At 72.1% G+C, this 17,336-nt stretch carries 13 protein-coding genes; 3 read left to right on the forward strand and 10 right to left on the reverse strand.

Annotated elements, in window-relative coordinates; all coding sequences use genetic code 11:
• Positions 1–16: 16 nt before the first annotated feature.
• Positions 17–1,888: a long-chain fatty acid--CoA ligase gene (locus ABZ318_RS25540; protein ID WP_356904799.1), complete on the reverse strand. Its 1,872-nt coding sequence runs from the start codon at positions 1,886–1,888 to the stop codon at positions 17–19.
• A gap of 222 nt (positions 1,889–2,110) precedes the next feature.
• On the reverse strand, positions 2,111–3,976 hold the full coding sequence (gene lepA / locus ABZ318_RS25545; RefSeq protein WP_356904800.1) for a translation elongation factor 4: 1,866 nt from the start codon (positions 3,974–3,976) through the stop codon (positions 2,111–2,113).
• A 185-nt stretch (positions 3,977–4,161) separates the two neighbouring features.
• Here lepA and rpsT point away from each other — a divergent pair, with 185 nt between their 5' ends.
• Positions 4,162–4,428 carry a 30S ribosomal protein S20 gene (gene rpsT, locus ABZ318_RS25550; protein WP_093876150.1) on the forward strand — a complete coding sequence of 89 codons (267 nt, stop codon included), beginning with the start codon at positions 4,162–4,164 and terminating at the stop codon, positions 4,426–4,428.
• A 634-nt stretch (positions 4,429–5,062) separates the two neighbouring features.
• Here the strand turns inward: rpsT and holA are convergent.
• Positions 5,063–6,052 (reverse strand): DNA polymerase III subunit delta, encoded by a 990-nt coding sequence (gene holA, locus ABZ318_RS25555; RefSeq protein ID WP_356904801.1) that lies wholly within the window; start codon positions 6,050–6,052, stop codon positions 5,063–5,065.
• Between the two features lie 62 nt (positions 6,053–6,114).
• On the opposite strand from holA, the gene ABZ318_RS25560 reads away from it, so the two are divergent.
• Complete coding sequence (locus ABZ318_RS25560; protein ID WP_030684879.1) at positions 6,115–6,357, forward strand: hypothetical protein; 243 nt, start codon at positions 6,115–6,117, stop codon at positions 6,355–6,357.
• A gap of 23 nt (positions 6,358–6,380) precedes the next feature.
• Here ABZ318_RS25560 and ABZ318_RS25565 read toward each other — a convergent pair whose 3' ends face one another.
• The 7 genes from ABZ318_RS25565 to leuS all read right to left on the reverse strand — a co-directional run bounded on the left by ABZ318_RS25565 (position 6,381) and on the right by leuS (position 16,976).
• Positions 6,381–7,265, reverse strand: a complete 885-nt coding sequence (locus tag ABZ318_RS25565; RefSeq protein WP_356904802.1) for a YceI family protein — start codon at positions 7,263–7,265, stop codon at positions 6,381–6,383.
• A 98-nt stretch (positions 7,266–7,363) separates the two neighbouring features.
• Positions 7,364–8,248 (reverse strand): arylamine N-acetyltransferase, encoded by an 885-nt coding sequence (locus ABZ318_RS25570; protein ID WP_356904803.1) that lies wholly within the window; start codon positions 8,246–8,248, stop codon positions 7,364–7,366.
• 211 nt (positions 8,249–8,459) lie between these two features.
• Positions 8,460–11,006: a ComEC/Rec2 family competence protein gene (locus ABZ318_RS25575; RefSeq protein ID WP_356904804.1), complete on the reverse strand. Its 2,547-nt coding sequence runs from the start codon at positions 11,004–11,006 to the stop codon at positions 8,460–8,462.
• On the reverse strand, positions 11,003–11,701 hold the full coding sequence (locus tag ABZ318_RS25580) for a ComEA family DNA-binding protein (protein WP_356904805.1): 699 nt from the start codon (positions 11,699–11,701) through the stop codon (positions 11,003–11,005). Before ABZ318_RS25580 ends, ABZ318_RS25575 begins: the two co-directional genes overlap by 4 nt.
• A gap of 522 nt (positions 11,702–12,223) precedes the next feature.
• A complete protein-coding gene (locus ABZ318_RS25585; RefSeq protein WP_356904806.1) occupies positions 12,224–13,069 on the reverse strand; it encodes a DegV family protein in 846 nt (281 codons plus the stop codon).
• A gap of 151 nt (positions 13,070–13,220) precedes the next feature.
• Entirely contained in the window at positions 13,221–13,979 is a 759-nt protein-coding gene (locus ABZ318_RS25590; RefSeq protein WP_356904807.1) for a hypothetical protein, read from the reverse strand.
• Between the two features lie 123 nt (positions 13,980–14,102).
• The gene (gene leuS, locus ABZ318_RS25595; RefSeq protein ID WP_356904808.1) at positions 14,103–16,976 is read right to left on the reverse strand and encodes a leucine--tRNA ligase; all 2,874 of its coding nucleotides are present in this window, start codon (positions 16,974–16,976) and stop codon (positions 14,103–14,105) included.
• Positions 16,977–17,077: 101 nt separating this feature from the next.
• Between leuS and ABZ318_RS25600 the strand changes: the two genes are divergently transcribed.
• A partial coding sequence (locus ABZ318_RS25600) for a hypothetical protein (protein WP_356904811.1) occupies positions 17,078–17,336 on the forward strand: 259 nt, incomplete at its 3' end.

The following is a 17,336-nucleotide window of genomic DNA, read 5'->3' on the forward strand; positions in this document are numbered from 1 at the left end:
GGTCCTGCGCCGCTGCTCAGGCCTCCCGCGACCCCGCGTACATCTCCTCGATGAGGTCCTTGTACTCCCGCTCGACGACCGGCCGCTTCAGCTTCAGCGACGGGGTGAGCTCGCCGTGCTCGATGTCGAGGTCGCGCGGCAGCAGGCGGAACTTTTTGATCGTCTGCCAGCGCTGGAGGCCCTCGTTGAGCCGGTCGACGTAGCCCTGGATCAGCTTCTCGGTCCGCGGGTCGGCGACGACCTCCGCGTACGACTTGCCGCCGAGGTCGTGCTCGGCGGCCCAGCCGAGGAGGGAGGGCTCGTCGAGGGCGATGAGCGCGGTGCAGAAGTTCCGGTCGGCGCCGTGGACGAGGATGTTCGACACGAACGGGCAGACGGCCTTGAACTGGCCCTCGACCTCGGCCGGCGCGATGTACTTGCCGCCGGACGTCTTGATCAGGTCCTTCTTCCGGTCGGTGATCCGGAGGTAGCCGTCGGCGGACAGCTCGCCGATGTCGCCGGTGTGGAACCAGCCGTCGGACTCCAGCACCTCGGAGGTCTTCTCCGGCAGGCCGTGGTAGCCCTCCATGATGCCGGGGCCGCGCAGCAGGATCTCGCCGTCGTCGGCGATGCGGACCTCGGTGCCGGGGAGCGGCTTGCCGACGGTGCCGGTGCGGTAGGCCTCGCCCGGGTTGACGAAGGAGGCCGCGGAGGACTCGGTGAGGCCGTACCCCTCCAGGACGTGGATGCCCGCGCCGGCGAAGAAGTAGCCGATCTCGGGGGCGAGGGCGGCGGAGCCGGAGACGCAGGCGCGCAGGTTGCCGCCGAAGGCCTCGCGGATCTTGCCGTAGACGAGTGCGTCGGCGACCTTGTGCTTCGCGGAGAGGCCGAAGGGCGCGGAGGCGGTGCCGGTGCGGCGGAAGTTGTCCTGGGTGGTCTTGGCGTACTCGCGGGCGACGCCGGCCGCCCACTGGAAGATCTTGTACTTGGCGCCGCCGCCCGCGCGGGCCTTGGCGGCGACCCCGTTGTAGACCTTCTCGAAGATGCGGGGCACGGCCGCCATGTAGGTCGGCTGGACGACCGGCAGGTTCTCGATGATCTTGTCGACGCGGCCGTCGACGGCGGTGACGTGACCGACCTCGATCTGGCCGGAGGTGAGGACCTTGCCGAAGACGTGGGCGAGCGGCAGCCACAGGTACTGGACGTCGTCATGGGTGACGAGACCGGTGGCGGCGATGGCCTTGGCCATGTACGACCAGTTGTCGTGCGGGAGGCGGACGCCCTTGGGGCGGCCGGTGGTGCCGGAGGTGTAGATGAGGGTGGCGAGCTGCGTGGGGGTGATCGCCGCGACCCGCTCCTTGACCGCCTCGGGGTGCTCCACCAGATAGGCCTTGCCGCGCGCCTCCAGCTCGGCGAGGGAGAGGACGAACTCGCCGTCGCTCTCCACGCCGGTGGCGTCGATGACGACCACGTGGTGGAGGTTCGGCAGCTCGGCGCGGCGCTCGACGGCCTTGGCCAGCTGGGCCGCGTCCTCGGCGATGAGGACCCTCGACTCGGAGTCGGAGAGGATGAACGCCGACTCCTCGGCGTTGGTCTGCGGGTAGACCGTGGTGGTCGCGGCGCCCGCGCACATCACGCCGAGGTCGGAGAGGATCCACTCCACCCGGGTGGAGGAGGCGAGGGCGACGCGCTCCTCGGCCTGGACGCCGAGGTCGACGAGGCCGGCGGCGATCGCGTAGACCCGCTCGGCGGCCTGTCCCCAGCTGAGCGACTTCCAGTCGTCCGGGCCGGAGGCGGCGGGAACCGGGTAGCGGTAGGCCTCCGCATCCGGGGTCCGCTCGACGCGCTCAAGGAAGAGGGTCGCCACGGAGGGCGGCCGGTTCTCGATCTGGGTCTGTGTGTCGCTCACGACGTCCTCCGGGCGGCGGCGGTGCCTGCTGGTGGTTCGTAACTAACTGGCGAGTAACCTTCGAGCCGGGATCAGAGTAAAGGCCCGAGGACCGGCGCGTAAGGCCCTACAGGGCGTCGCTTCATAACGAACGGGCCCACGCGGGCGACGACGAACGGGCCCGCGCGCACCCGGCGCGTGGACCCGTTCGTTGCACAGGACAGCTTTTTCGGGCGTCCCGGGCTACTTCTTCTTGCCGGAGGACTCGTCGCTCGACAGGACGGCGATGAAGGCCTCCTGCGGCACCTCCACCGAACCGACCATCTTCATGCGCTTCTTGCCTTCCTTCTGCTTCTCCAGCAGCTTCCGCTTACGGGAGATGTCACCGCCGTAGCACTTGGCGAGGACGTCCTTCCGGATGGCGCGGATGGTCTCGCGGGCGATGACCCGGGAGCCGATGGCGGCCTGGATGGGCACCTCGAAGGCCTGCCGCGGGATGAGCTCGCGCAGCTTGGCGACGAGCCGGACACCGTAGGCGTACGCGGCGTCCTTGTGGGTGACGGCCGAGAAGGCGTCCACCTTGTCGCCGTGCAGCAGGATGTCGACCTTGACCAGGCTGGAGGCCTGCTCGCCGGTGGGCTCGTAGTCGAGGGAGGCGTAACCGCGCGTCTTGGACTTCAGCTGGTCGAAGAAGTCGAAGACGATCTCGGCGAGCGGCAGGGTGTAGCGGATCTCGACCCGGTCCTCGGAGAGGTAGTCCATGCCGATCAGGGTGCCGCGACGGGTCTGGCAGAGCTCCATGATCGCGCCGATGAACTCGCTCGGGGCGAGGATCGTGGCGCGCACGACGGGCTCGAACACGTCGCTGATCTTGCCCTCGGGGAACTCGCTCGGGTTGGTGACGGTGTGCTCGCTGCCGTCCTCCATCACGACGCGGTAGACCACGTTCGGCGCGGTGGCGATGAGATCGAGCCCGAACTCGCGCTCGAGCCGCTCACGGATCACGTCGAGGTGGAGGAGGCCGAGGAAGCCGACGCGGAAGCCGAAGCCGAGCGCGGCGGAGGTCTCCGGCTCGTAGACCAGCGCGGCGTCGTTGAGCTGCAGCTTGTCGAGGGCTTCGCGGAGGTCCGGGTACTCCGAGCCGTCCAGCGGGTAGAGACCCGAGAAGACCATCGGCTTCGGGTCCTTGTAACCGCCGAGCGGCTCGGTGGCACCCTGGTGCAGGGAGGTGATCGTGTCACCGACCTTGGACTGCCGGACGTCCTTCACACCGGTGATGATGTAGCCGACCTCGCCGACGCCGAGACCGTCGGAGGAGGTCATCTCGGGCGACGAGACACCGATCTCGAGGAGCTCGTGGGTGGCGCCGGTCGACATCATCCGGATGCGCTCGCGCTTGTTGAGCTGGCCGTCGACGACACGGACGTACGTCACGACGCCCCGGTACGAGTCGTACACGGAGTCGAAGATCATCGCGCGGGCGGGCGCGTCGGCGACGCCGACCGGCGCCGGAACGTCCCGGACCACCCGGTCGAGCAGCGCCTCGACACCCATGCCGGTCTTCGCGGAGACCTTGAGGACGTCCTCCGGCTGGCAGCCGATGAGGTTGGCGAGCTCCTCGGAGAACTTCTCCGGCTGGGCGGCCGGCAGGTCGATCTTGTTGAGGACCGGGACGATCGTGAGGTCGTTCTCCATCGCGAGGTACAGGTTCGCGAGGGTCTGCGCCTCGATGCCCTGCGCGGCGTCCACGAGCAGGATCGTGCCCTCGCAAGCGGCGAGCGAGCGCGAGACCTCATAGGTGAAGTCGACGTGCCCGGGGGTGTCGATCATGTTCAGGATGTGCGTACTGCCCTGAGCCGGCCCCTCGGTCGGCGCCCACGGCAACCGGACCGCCTGGGACTTGATCGTGATGCCGCGCTCCCGCTCGATGTCCATGCGGTCGAGATACTGGGCACGCATCTGCCGCTGGTCGACCACACCGGTCAGCTGGAGCATCCGGTCGGCAAGCGTGGACTTGCCGTGGTCGATGTGCGCGATGATGCAGAAGTTGCGGATCAGAGCCGGGTCGGTACGGCTCGGCTCGGGCACGTTGGTAGGAGTCGCGGGCACGCAGGGATCTCGTCTCGGGCGATGTTCAGAACGGATACGTAGAGACCATGGTCCCATGCCCGGCGCCCGACGCCCGGTTTGGGCGGCCCCGAGGGTGGCTGATAGTGTGGACAGCCGTGTCTCGCATGCCCTCTCAGCTGTGAGGCGCATCCAGAAGGAACATCGAACCTGTAAAGGCTCTTTTCGTGGCGAACATCAAGTCCCAGATCAAGCGGAACAAGACGAACGAGAAGGCGCGCCTGCGCAACAAGGCCGTCAAGTCCTCGCTCAAGACCGCGATCCGCAAGGCCCGTGAGGCTGTCGCCGCCGGCGACCTCGAGAAGGCCACCGTTGCCACTCGCGCCGCCTCGCGTCAGCTCGACAAGGCTGTCTCGAAGGGTGTCATCCACAAGAACGCCGCCGCCAACAAGAAGTCGGCGCTGGCGATCAAGGTTGCCTCCCTCCAGGGCTGAGCTCTGATGTGATCGGCCGTACGGGAACCAGCGGGCCCTCTACCCCGCTCCCGCCCGGCCACCCAGGACTTGCACGCGGACGCGTTCGCCACGCGTGTGCGAGCCCACCAGCAACAACGCCGAAGGCCCCGCCGCTTCCTTCCCCAGGAACGCCGGGGCCTTCGCCGTACCCCGACCCACGCAACGCGAAGCCCCGCAGCGCTGCCGGGCAGCGCGACCCCGGCAGGATCCGGGGCCGGCGGCGCGAAGCCGCCGGGTGGCGCGACCCCGGCAGGACCCGGGACCGACGGCGCGAAGCTGCCGCAGCGCTGCCGGGCGGCGCGGGCCATCGGGACCCGGAACCGGCGGCTCGAAGCTGCCGTCCGGCCATGGGGTCCGGCGGGGTCGGGGGCGGAGCCCCCGGGAGAGGACCTCAAGCCCCACCGGCCCCCGGCAGGGTTTCGGGAAGGGGTGGGGTGGGGGGTCCGCTCGGGCACCAGCCACGAACCGCCCCGCACCACAACGCCACGCCCCGGCCCACCCCGCACCACCGACCACCAGGCCCGCACCGCCCAGCGCCGCACCACCCAGTGCCGCCCAGCGCCGCACCGCCCAGTGCCGCCCAGCACCGCACCGCACCGCCCAGCGCCGCGCCTCAGCCCCGCCGCATCCTCGCCGCCCGCGCCACCGCGACCACCGCCTTCTCCAGGGCGTACTCCGGGTCGTCGCCCCCGCCCTTCACCCCCGCGTCCGCCTCCGCGATCGCCCGCAGGGCCAGCGACACCCCGTCCGGAGTCCAACCGCGCATCTGCTGCCGCACGCGGTCGATCTTCCAGGGCGGCATGCCCAGCTCCCGCGCCAGGTCGGCCGGCCGCCCGCCCCGCGCCGAGGAGAGCTTGCCGATCGCCCGTACGCCCTGTGCCAGCGCGCTGGTGATGAGCACGGGCGCGACCCCGGTCGAGAGCGACCAGCGCAGGGCCTCCAGGGCCTCGGCCGCCCGCCCCTCGACGGCACGGTCCGCGACGTTGAAGGAGGAGGCCTCGGCGCGGCCCGTGTAGTACCGCCCGACGACGGCCTCGTCGATCGTCCCGTCCACGTCGGACGTGAGCTGCGAGACGGCGGACGCGAGCTCCCGCAGATCGCTGCCGATCGAGTCCACGAGCGCCTGGCAGGCCTCGGGCGTGGCCGAACGGCCCAGCGCCCGGAACTCCTGCCGTACGAACGTCAGCCGCTCCGCCGGCTTCGTCGTCTTCGGGCAGGCGACCTCCCGGGCCCCCGCCTTGCGCGCCGCGTCGAGCAGCCCCTTGCCCTTGGCACCGCCGGCGTGGAGCAGGACGAGCGAGATGTCCTCGACGGGGTCGTCCAGGTACGCCTTGACGTCCTTGATCGTGTCGGCGGAGAGGTCCTGCGCGTTCCGCACGATCAGCACCTTGCGCTCGGCGAAGAGCGAGGGGCTGGTGAGCTCGGCCAGCGCCCCGGGCTGGAGCTGGTCGGGGGCGAGGTCGCGCACGTCCGTGTCGGCGTCGGCGGCCCGCGCGGCCGCCACCACCTCCTGGACGACGCGGTCGAGGAGCAGGTCCTCCTGTCCCACGGCGAGCGTCACGGGGCCGAGGAGGTCGTCGGGGGAAGTCTTTCTGGTGGCCATCGCGACCCAGCATCCCACGGGCCACTGACAGCACCGCCCGGGAAGGGGACGAGAATGGCGGGGTGAGCGAACGACACGTACTGGTACTGCCCGACCGCGACGCCGCCGAGGAGGTCGCCGGGGAACTCCCCGACCGTTTCGGCGTGGCCGAGGAACCGCAGCTCGTACGGGACGCCCTGGCCGGGGAGGACGACGCCGAGGACGCGCAGTGGCTGGTGGTCGTCGAGGACCCGGACGCCCGCCTCGACCCGGCGGCGCTGGACGCGCTGGCCGCCGAGTACGAGGGCTGGCTGGAGGCCCCGTAGGGAGCACCGAGGCCCGGCGCCCGTCAGCCCTTCTTCGGGACGATCTGGACGTCGAGCTCGATGCTGATGCTGGACCCGACCGCCGCGATGCCCCGCGCGAGCAGCGTCTGCCAGGTGAGGGTGAAGTCCTCCCGGTGCAGTTCGGTGGTGGCCCGGCAGGCGCCCCGGGTCTCGCCCTCCAGGCCGTTGCCGAGGCCCAGGTAGTGGGTGTCCAGGGTCACCGTGCGGCTCACTCCGTGGAGGGTGAGCGCTCCGGTGACGGCCCAGCGGCTGCCGCCCCGGTGGACGAAGCGCTCGCTGAAGAACTCCAGCGTCGGGTAGGCGCCGACGTCGAGGAAGTCGCCGGAGCGCAGGTGGTCGTCGCGCATCTGCACCCCGGTGTCGATGGAGGCGGCGTCGATGACGACGTGCATCGCGGAGTGCTCCATGCGTTCGGCGATCCGGACCGCGCCCGCGAAGCTGTTGAACCGTCCGTGGATCCGGGCGAGGCCGATGTGGCGCGCCGTGAAGCCGATCTGCGAGTGCGCGGGGTCGATCTCCCAGTCGCCGGGCGCCGGGAGCTGGGGCTGGGGCGCGACCTGGAGCAGGACGTCACCGAGGCCCTGGTGCTCGCCCTCGGTGACGACGGCGCCGCCGTGGTAGGGCGTGTAGCCCTCGGAGGTGACGGCGACCCGGTACTCGCCCGCCGGTACGGTCGCGAGGACCGTGCCGTACGGGTCGGTCTCGCCGGCCAGCACCTTGCGGCCCGCCGTGTCGCTGACGACGAACTCGGCCTGCCGGACCGGTTCGTGCACGGGGTCGAGCACCCGGCAGCTGAGCACGCCCGCCGAGGAGGGGACGGAGAGACCGGCGAGCGGACCACCGCGCGAGGCTCCCGCCGCCCGCTTCCCGAAGAGACGATCGAACATTCTTCACGCACCCCCGTGCGACTCGTTCACTATGCAACGAAGTCGCATTCGATCACCGTTGAGGCGTTCGAGGCAAACGGGGCGAGTGGAGGCAAGTGTTACCCAGGGTCCGAATTGAGGATTCCGCTTCGCACGGCCGGCAGCACGTCGAACTCGATACCGAACAGCTCCTTGTACGCGTTCCTCACCTCGCCCTCACCGTCGAGGACCCGCTCCTCACGCTCACCGTGAGCCCGAGTGATCAGCTTCGGCGCACTGAGCGTGACCCGGCCCTCCTCGGTGAGCCGTGAGCAGATCAGGGACTTCGTGAAGTGCGAGTCGGGCGAGGTCTGGTGGTACCAGGCGCCCGCCGCGAAGTCGACGAGCTCCCGCGGCCGCGGCTCCAGCCGGTACTGCGGCTTGCCGTCCCGCAACACGTCGAGATCGCCGTCCGCGGTCTCCACGATCCGGAAGACCCCGCCCGGATCCTGCTGGTCGTCACGCGAGTCGAAGGCCAGCGGGAAGTGGCTGTGGTCGCCGAACCCGACGTCCGCCAGCCACCGCTCCCCCTCCGCCGTCTCCACGAGCAGCGCCATGTGGTCGTACGGGATGCCCGGCTTGCCGTGCGGCCCGAACACCCGCCCCTGGAGCAGCGCGACTTCGTACCCGAGCCCCCGTAGCAGGACGGCGAACGCCGTGTTGACCTCGTAGCAGAACCCTCCCCTGCGAGCGCCGACCACCTTGTCGAGCAGCGCCTTCTCCTCCAGGACGACGGGCTCGCCGAGATGGATCGAGAGGTTCTCGAAGGGCACGGTCCGCAGGTGGAGCAGATGCAGTTCGCGCAGCGCGGCGGCGTCCGCGCGCCCCGGACGTCGCGCACCGATACGGCGCAGATAGGCCTCGACGGTGGGCGAGTCGATGGCGAAGGGCTCGGTCCCGCCGGGTTCGCTTGCGGCAGGCCCGGTCGCGGAAGGTTCGGTCGCGACAGGTTCGGATGTCGTCATACCGACAGTCTGCCTGCTCCATGATCATTCCGTCCGGTGATCCACTCCTCTGCCCGACGGTCACCGATTCCCCTTCTCTCGCGGGCAGTTCCCACATCCGCGGCAGCGGCGAGGGCAGCAGTCAGAGCACGGCAGGGACGGCCCCTGCGGTGGCGGGTCGACCCGCCGGGCGGCCTCCTCCACCAGGCCGTTGCAAGCCTCTCCGGCAGCCTCACCCCCCTCCCGGCACGGCCACGAGGCCCCGCCCCGCCCCCACCACCGCGACGGCCCCGTCCCGGTCGGTCCGCAGCACCCGCGCGCCGCCCGCCCCCAGCGCCTCCAGCGTCCGGGGCGAAGGATGGCCGTACGGGTTGTCGCGCCCCGCCGACACCAGCGCGAGCCTCGGCCGCACCGCCCGCATCAGGCCGGGGTCCTGGTGCGCGGAACCGTGATGGGCGACCTTGAGGACGTCCACCGGCCCCAGCCCCGGATGCACCCTCATCAACGCCCGCTGGGCCGGCGGTTCGAGATCCCCGAGCAGCAGCAGGCTCAGCCCTCCGGCGGTACGGACGAGCAGCGTGACACTGGCGTCGTTGGGCCCGCCGACGGACGATCCGAAGGCATCGCCTCCTCCGGCACCGGTCCACGGCCAGAGCACCCGCCACTCCAGGGCCCCGATCCTCCGCCGCTCGCCCGGCCCCGCACGGATCAGCGGCACCCCCGCCGCGGCCGCGGTCCGCCGCACGAACGCCGCCTGACCGGGCGGCTCTTCGAGCCCCGTCGTCTGGATCGCGCCCACCGTCCTCCCCCGCAGCACGCCGGGAAGCCCGGCCACATGGTCGGCGTGGAAGTGGGTGAGCACCACCAACGGCACCCTCCGCACCCCGAGTTCGCGCAGGCAGCGGTCCACCGGCACGGGGTCGGGGCCCGCGTCCACCACGACGGCCGAGTCCCCGCCCGCCGCGAGCACCGTCGCGTCCCCCTGTCCCACCTGGCACATGGCGAACACCCAGCCCGGCGGCGGCCACCCCGTGACCCACCGGGCCAGCGGCGCCGGCCGCACCACCACGAGCAGGAGCAGCCCGGCGACGAGCGCGCCGACCACACCCCGGTACGGCAGTCTCCGCGCCCCGAGCACCACCAGTGCCGTGAGCAGCGCCAGCGCGAGGCCGCCCCACCACCCGCCGGGCCAGGCCAGCTCGGCCCCCGGCAGCGCGGCGCCCGTACGGGCCACCCGCGCGAGCCACCCGGCCGGCCATCCCGCCACCCACGCCAGCCCCTCCGCCGCAGGCATCCAGACCGCCGCCAGGGCGAGCACGGCGAACCCGCACACCGTCGCCGGCGCCACCGCGAGCTCGGCGAAGAGGTTCGCCGGGACGGCGACCAGACTCACCCGGGCGGCGAACACCGCCACGACCGGCGCGCACACCGCCTGCGCCGCCAGGGCCGCGCCCAGCGCCTCCGCCGCCCGCCCGGGCACCCCGCGCCGCCGCAGCGCCTCGCTCCAGCGCGGGGCGATCGTCAGCAGCGCCCCGGTCGCCAGGACCGAGAGCAGGAAGCCGTAACTCCGGGCGAGCCAGGGGTCGTAGAGCACCAGGACGAGGACGGCGGCGGCCAGCGCGGGGATCAGCGATCTCCGGCGTCCGGTACCGATCGCGAGCAACGCGACCAGACCGCAGGCCGCGGCGCGCAGCACGCTCGGGTCCGGTCGGCAGACGACCACGAACGCGAGCGTCAGCCCTCCCCCGGCCAGCGCCGTGACCCGCAGCGACAGCCCGATCCGTGGCGCGAGCCCGCCCCGCTCCACCTGCTGCGCCCGCCCGGGCCGTCCGACGAGCAGGAGCAGCACGATCGTGAGGTTGCTGCCGGAGACGGCCAGGAGGTGGGTGAGATCGGTCGCCTCGAACGCGTCCCGCAGCTCGGGACCGATCCTGGAGGTGTCCCCCACGACGAGCCCGGGCAGCAGGGCCCTCGCGTCCGGGTCGAGCTTCTCGGTCGCCTCCCGCAGCCCGGCACGCAGGTCCCCCGCCGTCCGCTGCAGGGCGCTCGGCGGGCCGACGATCCGCGGAGGGCCGGCCCCGTCGACCTTGAGCACCGCCGCGAAGGGCTCACCGGGTCGCAGCGGCGGCGCGAGCCGGGCCCCGACCCGCAGCCGGGTGGTGGGAAGGAGGCGCAGCCACTCCTCCCGCCCCTCCCCCGACGGCACGATCAGCAGGACCGGCGTCCGGGTCCGGTGGACCGAGCCGTCCGACCGCTCGACCCGGGTCACCTCGCCGTCCAGGACGATCGAGACCGGCGCCATCGCGTTGCCCCGGACCTTGGGCCGGGTGAGCCGTGGGTCTGAGGTCACCGCCACCTCCAGCCGCGCCCGCGCGTACTCCCGTGCCAGCTCCGGCACGGGGCCCCGCCGCAGATCCGCCGCGTGCAGCCCCGCCGAGGCGGCTCCGGCCGCCGCGCAGAGGAACACCCCGGCCCACGCGGTCGCCCGTAATCGCCACCCCGGCGTGGTCCCTGGTGCGGCGGCCCCACGGCCACCACCCGGGTCCCCGCGCCGCCGGACCCGCCCCCGCGCCAGCAGGATCAGGGCTCCCACCAGGCAGACCGTGGCACCGGCCGCCGTCCACCAGCCGGTGGCGCCCACGGCACAGGCCGCCGCCGCCCAGGCAGCCGCCGCGAGGGGAACGAGGCGGAGATCGGTAGGGCCCTCCCGCCACGACGGCTGCCCCGCGCCGCGCTCCTCGCCGATCCCCTCGTCACCGATTCCCTCGTCCGGCTTCATGGCCGGACCAGCGGCTCGAGGTCGGCGAACCGGCGCTCACCGATGCCGTTGACCTCCCGCAGCTCCGCGACCGACCGGAAGCCGCCGTGCTCCGTCCGGTGGTCGACGATGTGCCGGGCGAGTACGGGTCCCACGCCCGGGAGGCCGTCGAGCTGGTCCGCCGTGGCCGTGTTGAGGCTCAACGGCACCCCCGGCGCACCGTTCCCGGCGCCGCCTCCCGGGCCGGGGCCGGCCGGACCGGAGCCGGCCGCCGACGTCCCTGGCAGACCGACCAGGATCTGCTCGCCGTCGAACAGGACGCGGGCCCGGTTGACCCCGGTGAGGTCCGCTCCGGGCTCCGCCCCGCCCGCTGCCCGCAGGGCGTCCGCCACACGCGAGCCGGCCGGCAGGGTCAGCACCCCGGGCCTGCGCACCTTGCCGCCGATGTCGACGACGACCCGCGCCCCGGAAGCCCCGGCCCCCTGCACCGGTTCCGGCCCTGGTCCCGGCCCCGGTCCGTCCCCCGGCGCCTTCCCCGGACCGCCCCTCGGCGCGGGCACGGCGGCCACGGGAGCAGCGGCGTGGACGAGTTCGGGAGCGTGCACCGGCTCCGGCCGCCCGGTCCAGAAGTACCCGCCCGCGAGACCGGCGGCCACGAGCAGAACCACCGTCAGCGCGGCCAGCGCCCTCGGTTCGAGCCCGCACCTGGTCTGCACCCACACCGGGGTCCGGTCACGGAGGAGCGCGACCGCCCGCTCCCGTACCCCTGCCGGGGAACCACGCTCCGGAGCCCCCGGTGCTTCCGGCGCTTCCGGCACCTCCCGAGCTTCCGGCACCGACGCCGGTGGTGTCGCCGTCGGGAACAGGGCGTCTGCCCGCCGCCGCACGGCTCCTCCGGGCACTGTGGGCGCCCGCTCGACCCGGGCGCGCCTCCGGGCCCGCCCGGCAGGCGAGCCGCGCCCTCCGGGGCGACTGCGCCCGTCCGAACCGGGCGCCCGTCCGGGCCCGCTCGTCGGAGCGCCCGTCGAGCCCGAGGTCCTGGAAGCGGTCGATGCGATGCGTGTACGAAGAGTCATGTCCGTGACGGTAGAGATCACGACCGGCCCGTGCGGAGATCGACCGTCTTCCGTGGACAAGCACTTCGCTGTGGAAAAGTCCGTCACCCTTGCGAGGGACGAACGGAACCCGACCGCCGGGACGGCCGGTGTCGAGGCGTCGAGGCGTCGAGGCGGACGGTCTCAGCGCGGCGAGACGACGACCGCGAGGAGACCGGGGCCCGTGTGCGCGCCGATGACCGCTCCCACCTCGCTGACATGGAGTTCCTCGATTCCCGGTACGCGCTCCTCGAGCCGGTCCGCGAGCGCGGTGGCTCGCTCCGGCGCGGAGAGGTGGTGCACGGCGATGTCGACGGCGCCGGAGCCGGCCCGCTCCACGGCGATCTCCTCCAGGCGCGCGATGGCCTTCGAGGCCGTCCGTACCTTCTCCCGCAGTTCGATCCGCCCGCCGTCGAGTTCGAGGAGCGGCTTCACCGCGAGCGCCGAACCCAGCAGGGCCTGCGCGGCGCCGATGCGCCCGCCCCTGCGCAGATAGTCCAGGGTGTCGACGTAGAAGTAGGCGGACGTTCCCGCGGCACGCTTCTCGGCCGCCGCGACCGCCTCGTCGAGGGAGCCGCCGGCCTCCACGACCTGCGCCGCCGCGAGGGCGCAGAAGCCCAGCGCCATGCCGACCATGCGGGTGTCCACCACTCGTACGGGCACGGGGGCGTTCTTGGCCGCGAGCACGGCGGCGTCGTAGGTCCCGGAGACCTCGGCGGACAGATGGAGCGAGACGACACCCTTCGCGCCCGCCTCCGCTGCCTCGCGGTAGGCCTCGGCGAAGACTTCGGGGCTCGGCCGGGAGGTGGTGACGGACCGGCGCTTCTGCAAGGCCTCGGTCAGCGCCTTCGCCGAGATCTCGGTGCCCTCCTCGAGGGCGCGGTCGCCGATGACGACGGTCAGCGGGACCGTGGTGATGGCGTGCCGCTCCCTCGTCTGGCGTGGCAGGTAGGCCGTGGAATCGGTGACGATCGCGACATGCCGGGACATGAGCGGGAGGTTACCCGCCGTGGCTCCCGGACGGCAGCCCGGCCCCCCTCACCGACCGTCCACCCGTGCCCGGCACGGCAGCGCCGGGGCCGTTCGGTCCCCGCCCGGCGTCCGGCCTCTCACCGGCAGGGCACCGCTCAGGGCCGTGCCGTCAGGTGGTGGTCTCCGGGCGGGCCGACTTCTCCCAGGGGTAGGCGGTCCGGCGGGGATTGGGCGCCGTGATCGCGGACGGTTCTCCGCCGGCCGGGCCCGTCCCGCGAGCGGGTCGGGTGGGCTGTCCCCATCCCTCGGTCGTCGCCGCGTCCGCAGCTCCGGTCCCTGCCCCGGGACCGGCGGCCTGGGCCGTCCCCGGCGTGGCGTCCGGGCCCGTCCAGTGGCGCAGGGCGCCCGCCTCGACGTCGATCTGGGCGCTGAGTGACGACAGGTCGTCCTCGGCGAACTTCAGCGCCCGCTCCCGGGCGGCGCGGCGCAGCGCGTCGGCCGAGCCAGTGATCCGCTCGGTCCGTGCGGCGAGTTCGGGCAGCTGCCCGGCCACCCACGCCCGGTCGGGCTCCCGCTCCAGGCGCTTGAGGTCCGCGTCCAGTTCGAGTCCATGGGCGCTGAGGCGGTGGAACAGGTCGAGCGACTCCTTCAGTGAGGCGTCCTCACCGACCCCCGCCTGCAGCGCCTCCTGGGTGGCGCGCATCGAGTTGCGCAGCGAGAGCCGGAGCCGGGCGAGCTCGCCCGCGGTCCCGGCCTGACCGAAGCTCTTGGCGCGCAGCGTGGTGTCCTCGACCGTGCGCCGGGCCTGGTCGATGGTGCGGTCGACACCGCGCTTGGCGGCCTTCGCGACCTTCACGGTGACGTATACCCCGAGCGCCACGAAGGACAAGAAGAGCAGCGCCATGATCGTGATAATCGTGGCTTCCATGTGCGCCCCTCCGGCGTCCGTCGATTCACCACGGCTGTGGTTCCTCCACGTTAAACGGTACGGGCAGGTTGGGGGTTCCATCGGAACCCCCAACCTGCCCGTAGGGGAAACCCCTATGTGCCGCTAGCTGGCGACGATGTTGACCAGCTTCGGCGCGCGCACGATCACCTTGCGGATCTGGGCGCCGCCCAGCGCCGCGACCACGTGCGGGTCGGCCAGGGCCAGCGTCTCCAGCTCCGCGTCGGTGATCGACGGGGAGACCTCCAGGCGGGCCTTGACCTTGCCCTTGATCTGCACGACGCAGGTCACGGTCTCGTCCACGACGTACGCCGGGTCGGCGACCGGGAAGTCCTGGTGGACGACCGAGTCGGTGTGGCCCAGCTTGCGCCACAGTTCCTCGGCGATGTGCGGGGCCAGCGGGGCGATCAGCAGGACCAGCTGCTCGGCGACCGGCCGGGAGACCGCGCCACCGGACTTGGTCAGGTGGTTGTTCAGCTCGGTGATCTTGGCGATGGCGGTGTTGAAGCGCATCGCGGCCATGTCCTGGGAGACACCGTCGATCGCCTTGTGCAGGGCGCGCAGCGTGTCCTCGTCGGGCGCGGTGTCGACGACCGTGACCTCACCGGTCGCCTCGTCGACGATGTTGCGCCACAGCCGCTGCAGCAGCCGGTACTGGCCGACCACCGCGCGCGTGTCCCAGGGGCGCGACACGTCCAGCGGGCCCATCGCCATCTCGTACAGGCGCAGGGTGTCGGCGCCGTACTCGGAGCAGATCTCGTCCGGCGTGACCGCGTTCTTCAGGGACTTGCCCATCTTGCCCAGGACGCGGCTGACCTTCTCGCCCTGGTAGTAGAACGCGCCGTCCCGCTCCTCGACCTCGGCCGCCGGCACGGCGATCCCGCGCGCGTCCCGGTAGACGAAGGCCTGGATCATGCCCTGGTTGTAGAGCTTGTGGAACGGCTCGGCCGAGGAGACGTGCCCCAGGTCGAACAGCATCTTGGACCAGAAGCGCGCGTACAGCAGGTGCAGCACGGCGTGCTCGGCACCACCGACGTACAGGTCGACGCCGCCGGTCGGCATGCCCTCGCGGGGGCCCATCCAGTACTGCTCGACGGCGGGGTCGACCAGCTTCTCGGAGTTGTGCGGGTCCAGGTAGCGCAGCTCGTACCAGCAGGAGCCGGCCCAGTTGGGCATGGTGTTGGTCTCGCGCCGGTAGCGGCGCGGGCCGCGGCCGTCGCCCAGGTCCAGGGTGACGTTGACCCAGTCCTCGTTGCGGGACAGCGGGGTCTCCGGCTGGGTGTCCGCGTCGTCGGGGTCGAAGGTGCGCGGCGAGTAGTCCTCGACCTCCGGCAGCTCCAGGGGCAGCATCGACTCGGGCAGCGAGTGGGCGACGCCGTCCTCGTCGTAGACGATCGGGAAGGGCTCGCCCCAGTACCGCTGGCGGCTGAACAGCCAGTCGCGCAGACGGAAGTTGACGGTGCCCTCGCCGATGCCGCGGTCGGCCAGCCAGGCGGTGATCTTCGCCTTGGCGTCGACGACGCCCAGACCGTCCAGGGAGATCTCGTCGTTGGCCGAGTTGACCAGCTTCGCCTCGTACGAGGAGAAGGCGTCCTCCCAGGTCGACGGGTCGGTGCCGCGGTCGTCGCTCGGCTCCACGACGCAGCGCATCGGCAGCTCGAAGGCGCGCGCGAAGGCGAAGTCGCGGCTGTCGTGCGCCGGGACGGCCATGATCGCGCCGGTGCCGTAGCCCATCAGGACGTAGTCGGCGATGAAGACCGGGACCTGCCGGCCGCTGACCGGGTTGGTCGCGTACGCGCCGGTGAAGACGCCGGTCTTGTCCTTGGCCTCGGCCTGGCGCTCGACGTCGGACTTCGAGGCGGCCTGCTTGCGGTAGGCGTCGACGGCCTCGGAGGGGGTGGCGTGACCGCCGGTCCACACCTCGTGGGTGCCCTCGGGCCAGACGGCCGGGACGATCTTCTCGACCAGGTCGTGCTCGGGCGCCAGGACCATGTAGGTGGCGCCGAACAGGGTGTCCTGGCGGGTGGTGAAGACGGTGATGGCTCCGGTGTCGCCGACCTGGAAGTCGACGCGGGCGCCCTCGGAGCGGCCGATCCAGTTCCGCTGCTGCAGCTTGATGGCCTCGGGCCAGTCCAGCGCGTCCAGGTCGTCCAGCAGGCGGTCCGCGTAGGCGGTGATCCGCATGTTCCACTGGCGCAGCTTGGCCTTGAAGACGGGGAAGTTGCCGCGCTCGGAGCGGCCGTCGGCGGTGACCTCCTCGTTGGCCAGGACGGTGCCCAGGCCGGGGCACCAGTTGACCGGGGCGTCGGAGGCGTACGCCAGGCGGTACTCGCCCAGGACGTCGGAGCGCTCGGCGGCGCTCAGCTCGCCCCACGCGCGCGTGCCGGGGACCTCACGCGTGCCGTTCTCGAACTGCTCGATCAGTTCGGCGATCGGCCGGGCCTTCTTGGCATCGTCGTCGTACCAGGAGTTGAAGATCTGCAGGAAGATCCACTGGGTCCACTTGTAGTACTCCGGGTCGATCGTGGCGAACGACCGGCGCTTGTCGTGGCCCAGGCCCAGCCGGCGCAGCTGGACCTTCATGTTCTCCATGTTGGCCTCGGTGGACACACGCGGGTGCGTGCCCGTCTGCACGGCGTACTGCTCGGCCGGCAGGCCGAAGGCGTCGAAGCCCAGGGTGTGCAGCACGTTGTGGCCGGTCATGCGCGCGTGGCGGGCGAAGACGTCCGTGGCGATGTAGCCCAGCGGGTGGCCGACGTGCAGTCCCGCACCCGAGGGGTACGGGAACATGTCCATGATGAACTTCTTGGGCAGGGCGGCGACGGCGGGGTCGCCCGCCAGGTCACCGGTGGGGTTCGGCGCCTCGTAGGTTCCCTCGGCGTCCCAGAAGTCCTGCCAGCGTGCCTCGATGTCGGCGGCCATGGCCGCCGTGTAGCGATGAGGGGCCGCCGTCTCGGCGGCCGTCGTGATCTCGGTCATGGTCCTTGATGCTCCATCGATCGTCTCTGCCCACTGCCACGAACTGCCCGAAATGAAAAATCCCCTCGCACAGGAGGGGATGCCGCGCCGACTCCGACGGGATGTCTGCCATCCGTCGGGACTGGTCAGCGCGGCTCGGTAAGCAGGAGGCGTACGGCACGCATGGCGCCAGGGTACCGCAGGGCCCGAGCGGGCCGCACCGACGTCCACGGAGCGGCGGTGAAGGAGCACGGCGGAGACGCCGCTCACGAAGAAGCGGGCCACCCGGCTCGGTCCTGCTGATCGCCAACGCGATCAACCACAACGACCTGGAGACCGGCGTCGACGAGGCGTACGCGCACGCCGTCGCCCGCCTCGACG

Origin of the sequence: Streptomyces sp. NPDC006197, from assembly GCF_040613865.1 — a bacterium.
Lineage (GTDB): Bacteria > Actinomycetota > Actinomycetes > Streptomycetales > Streptomycetaceae > Streptomyces.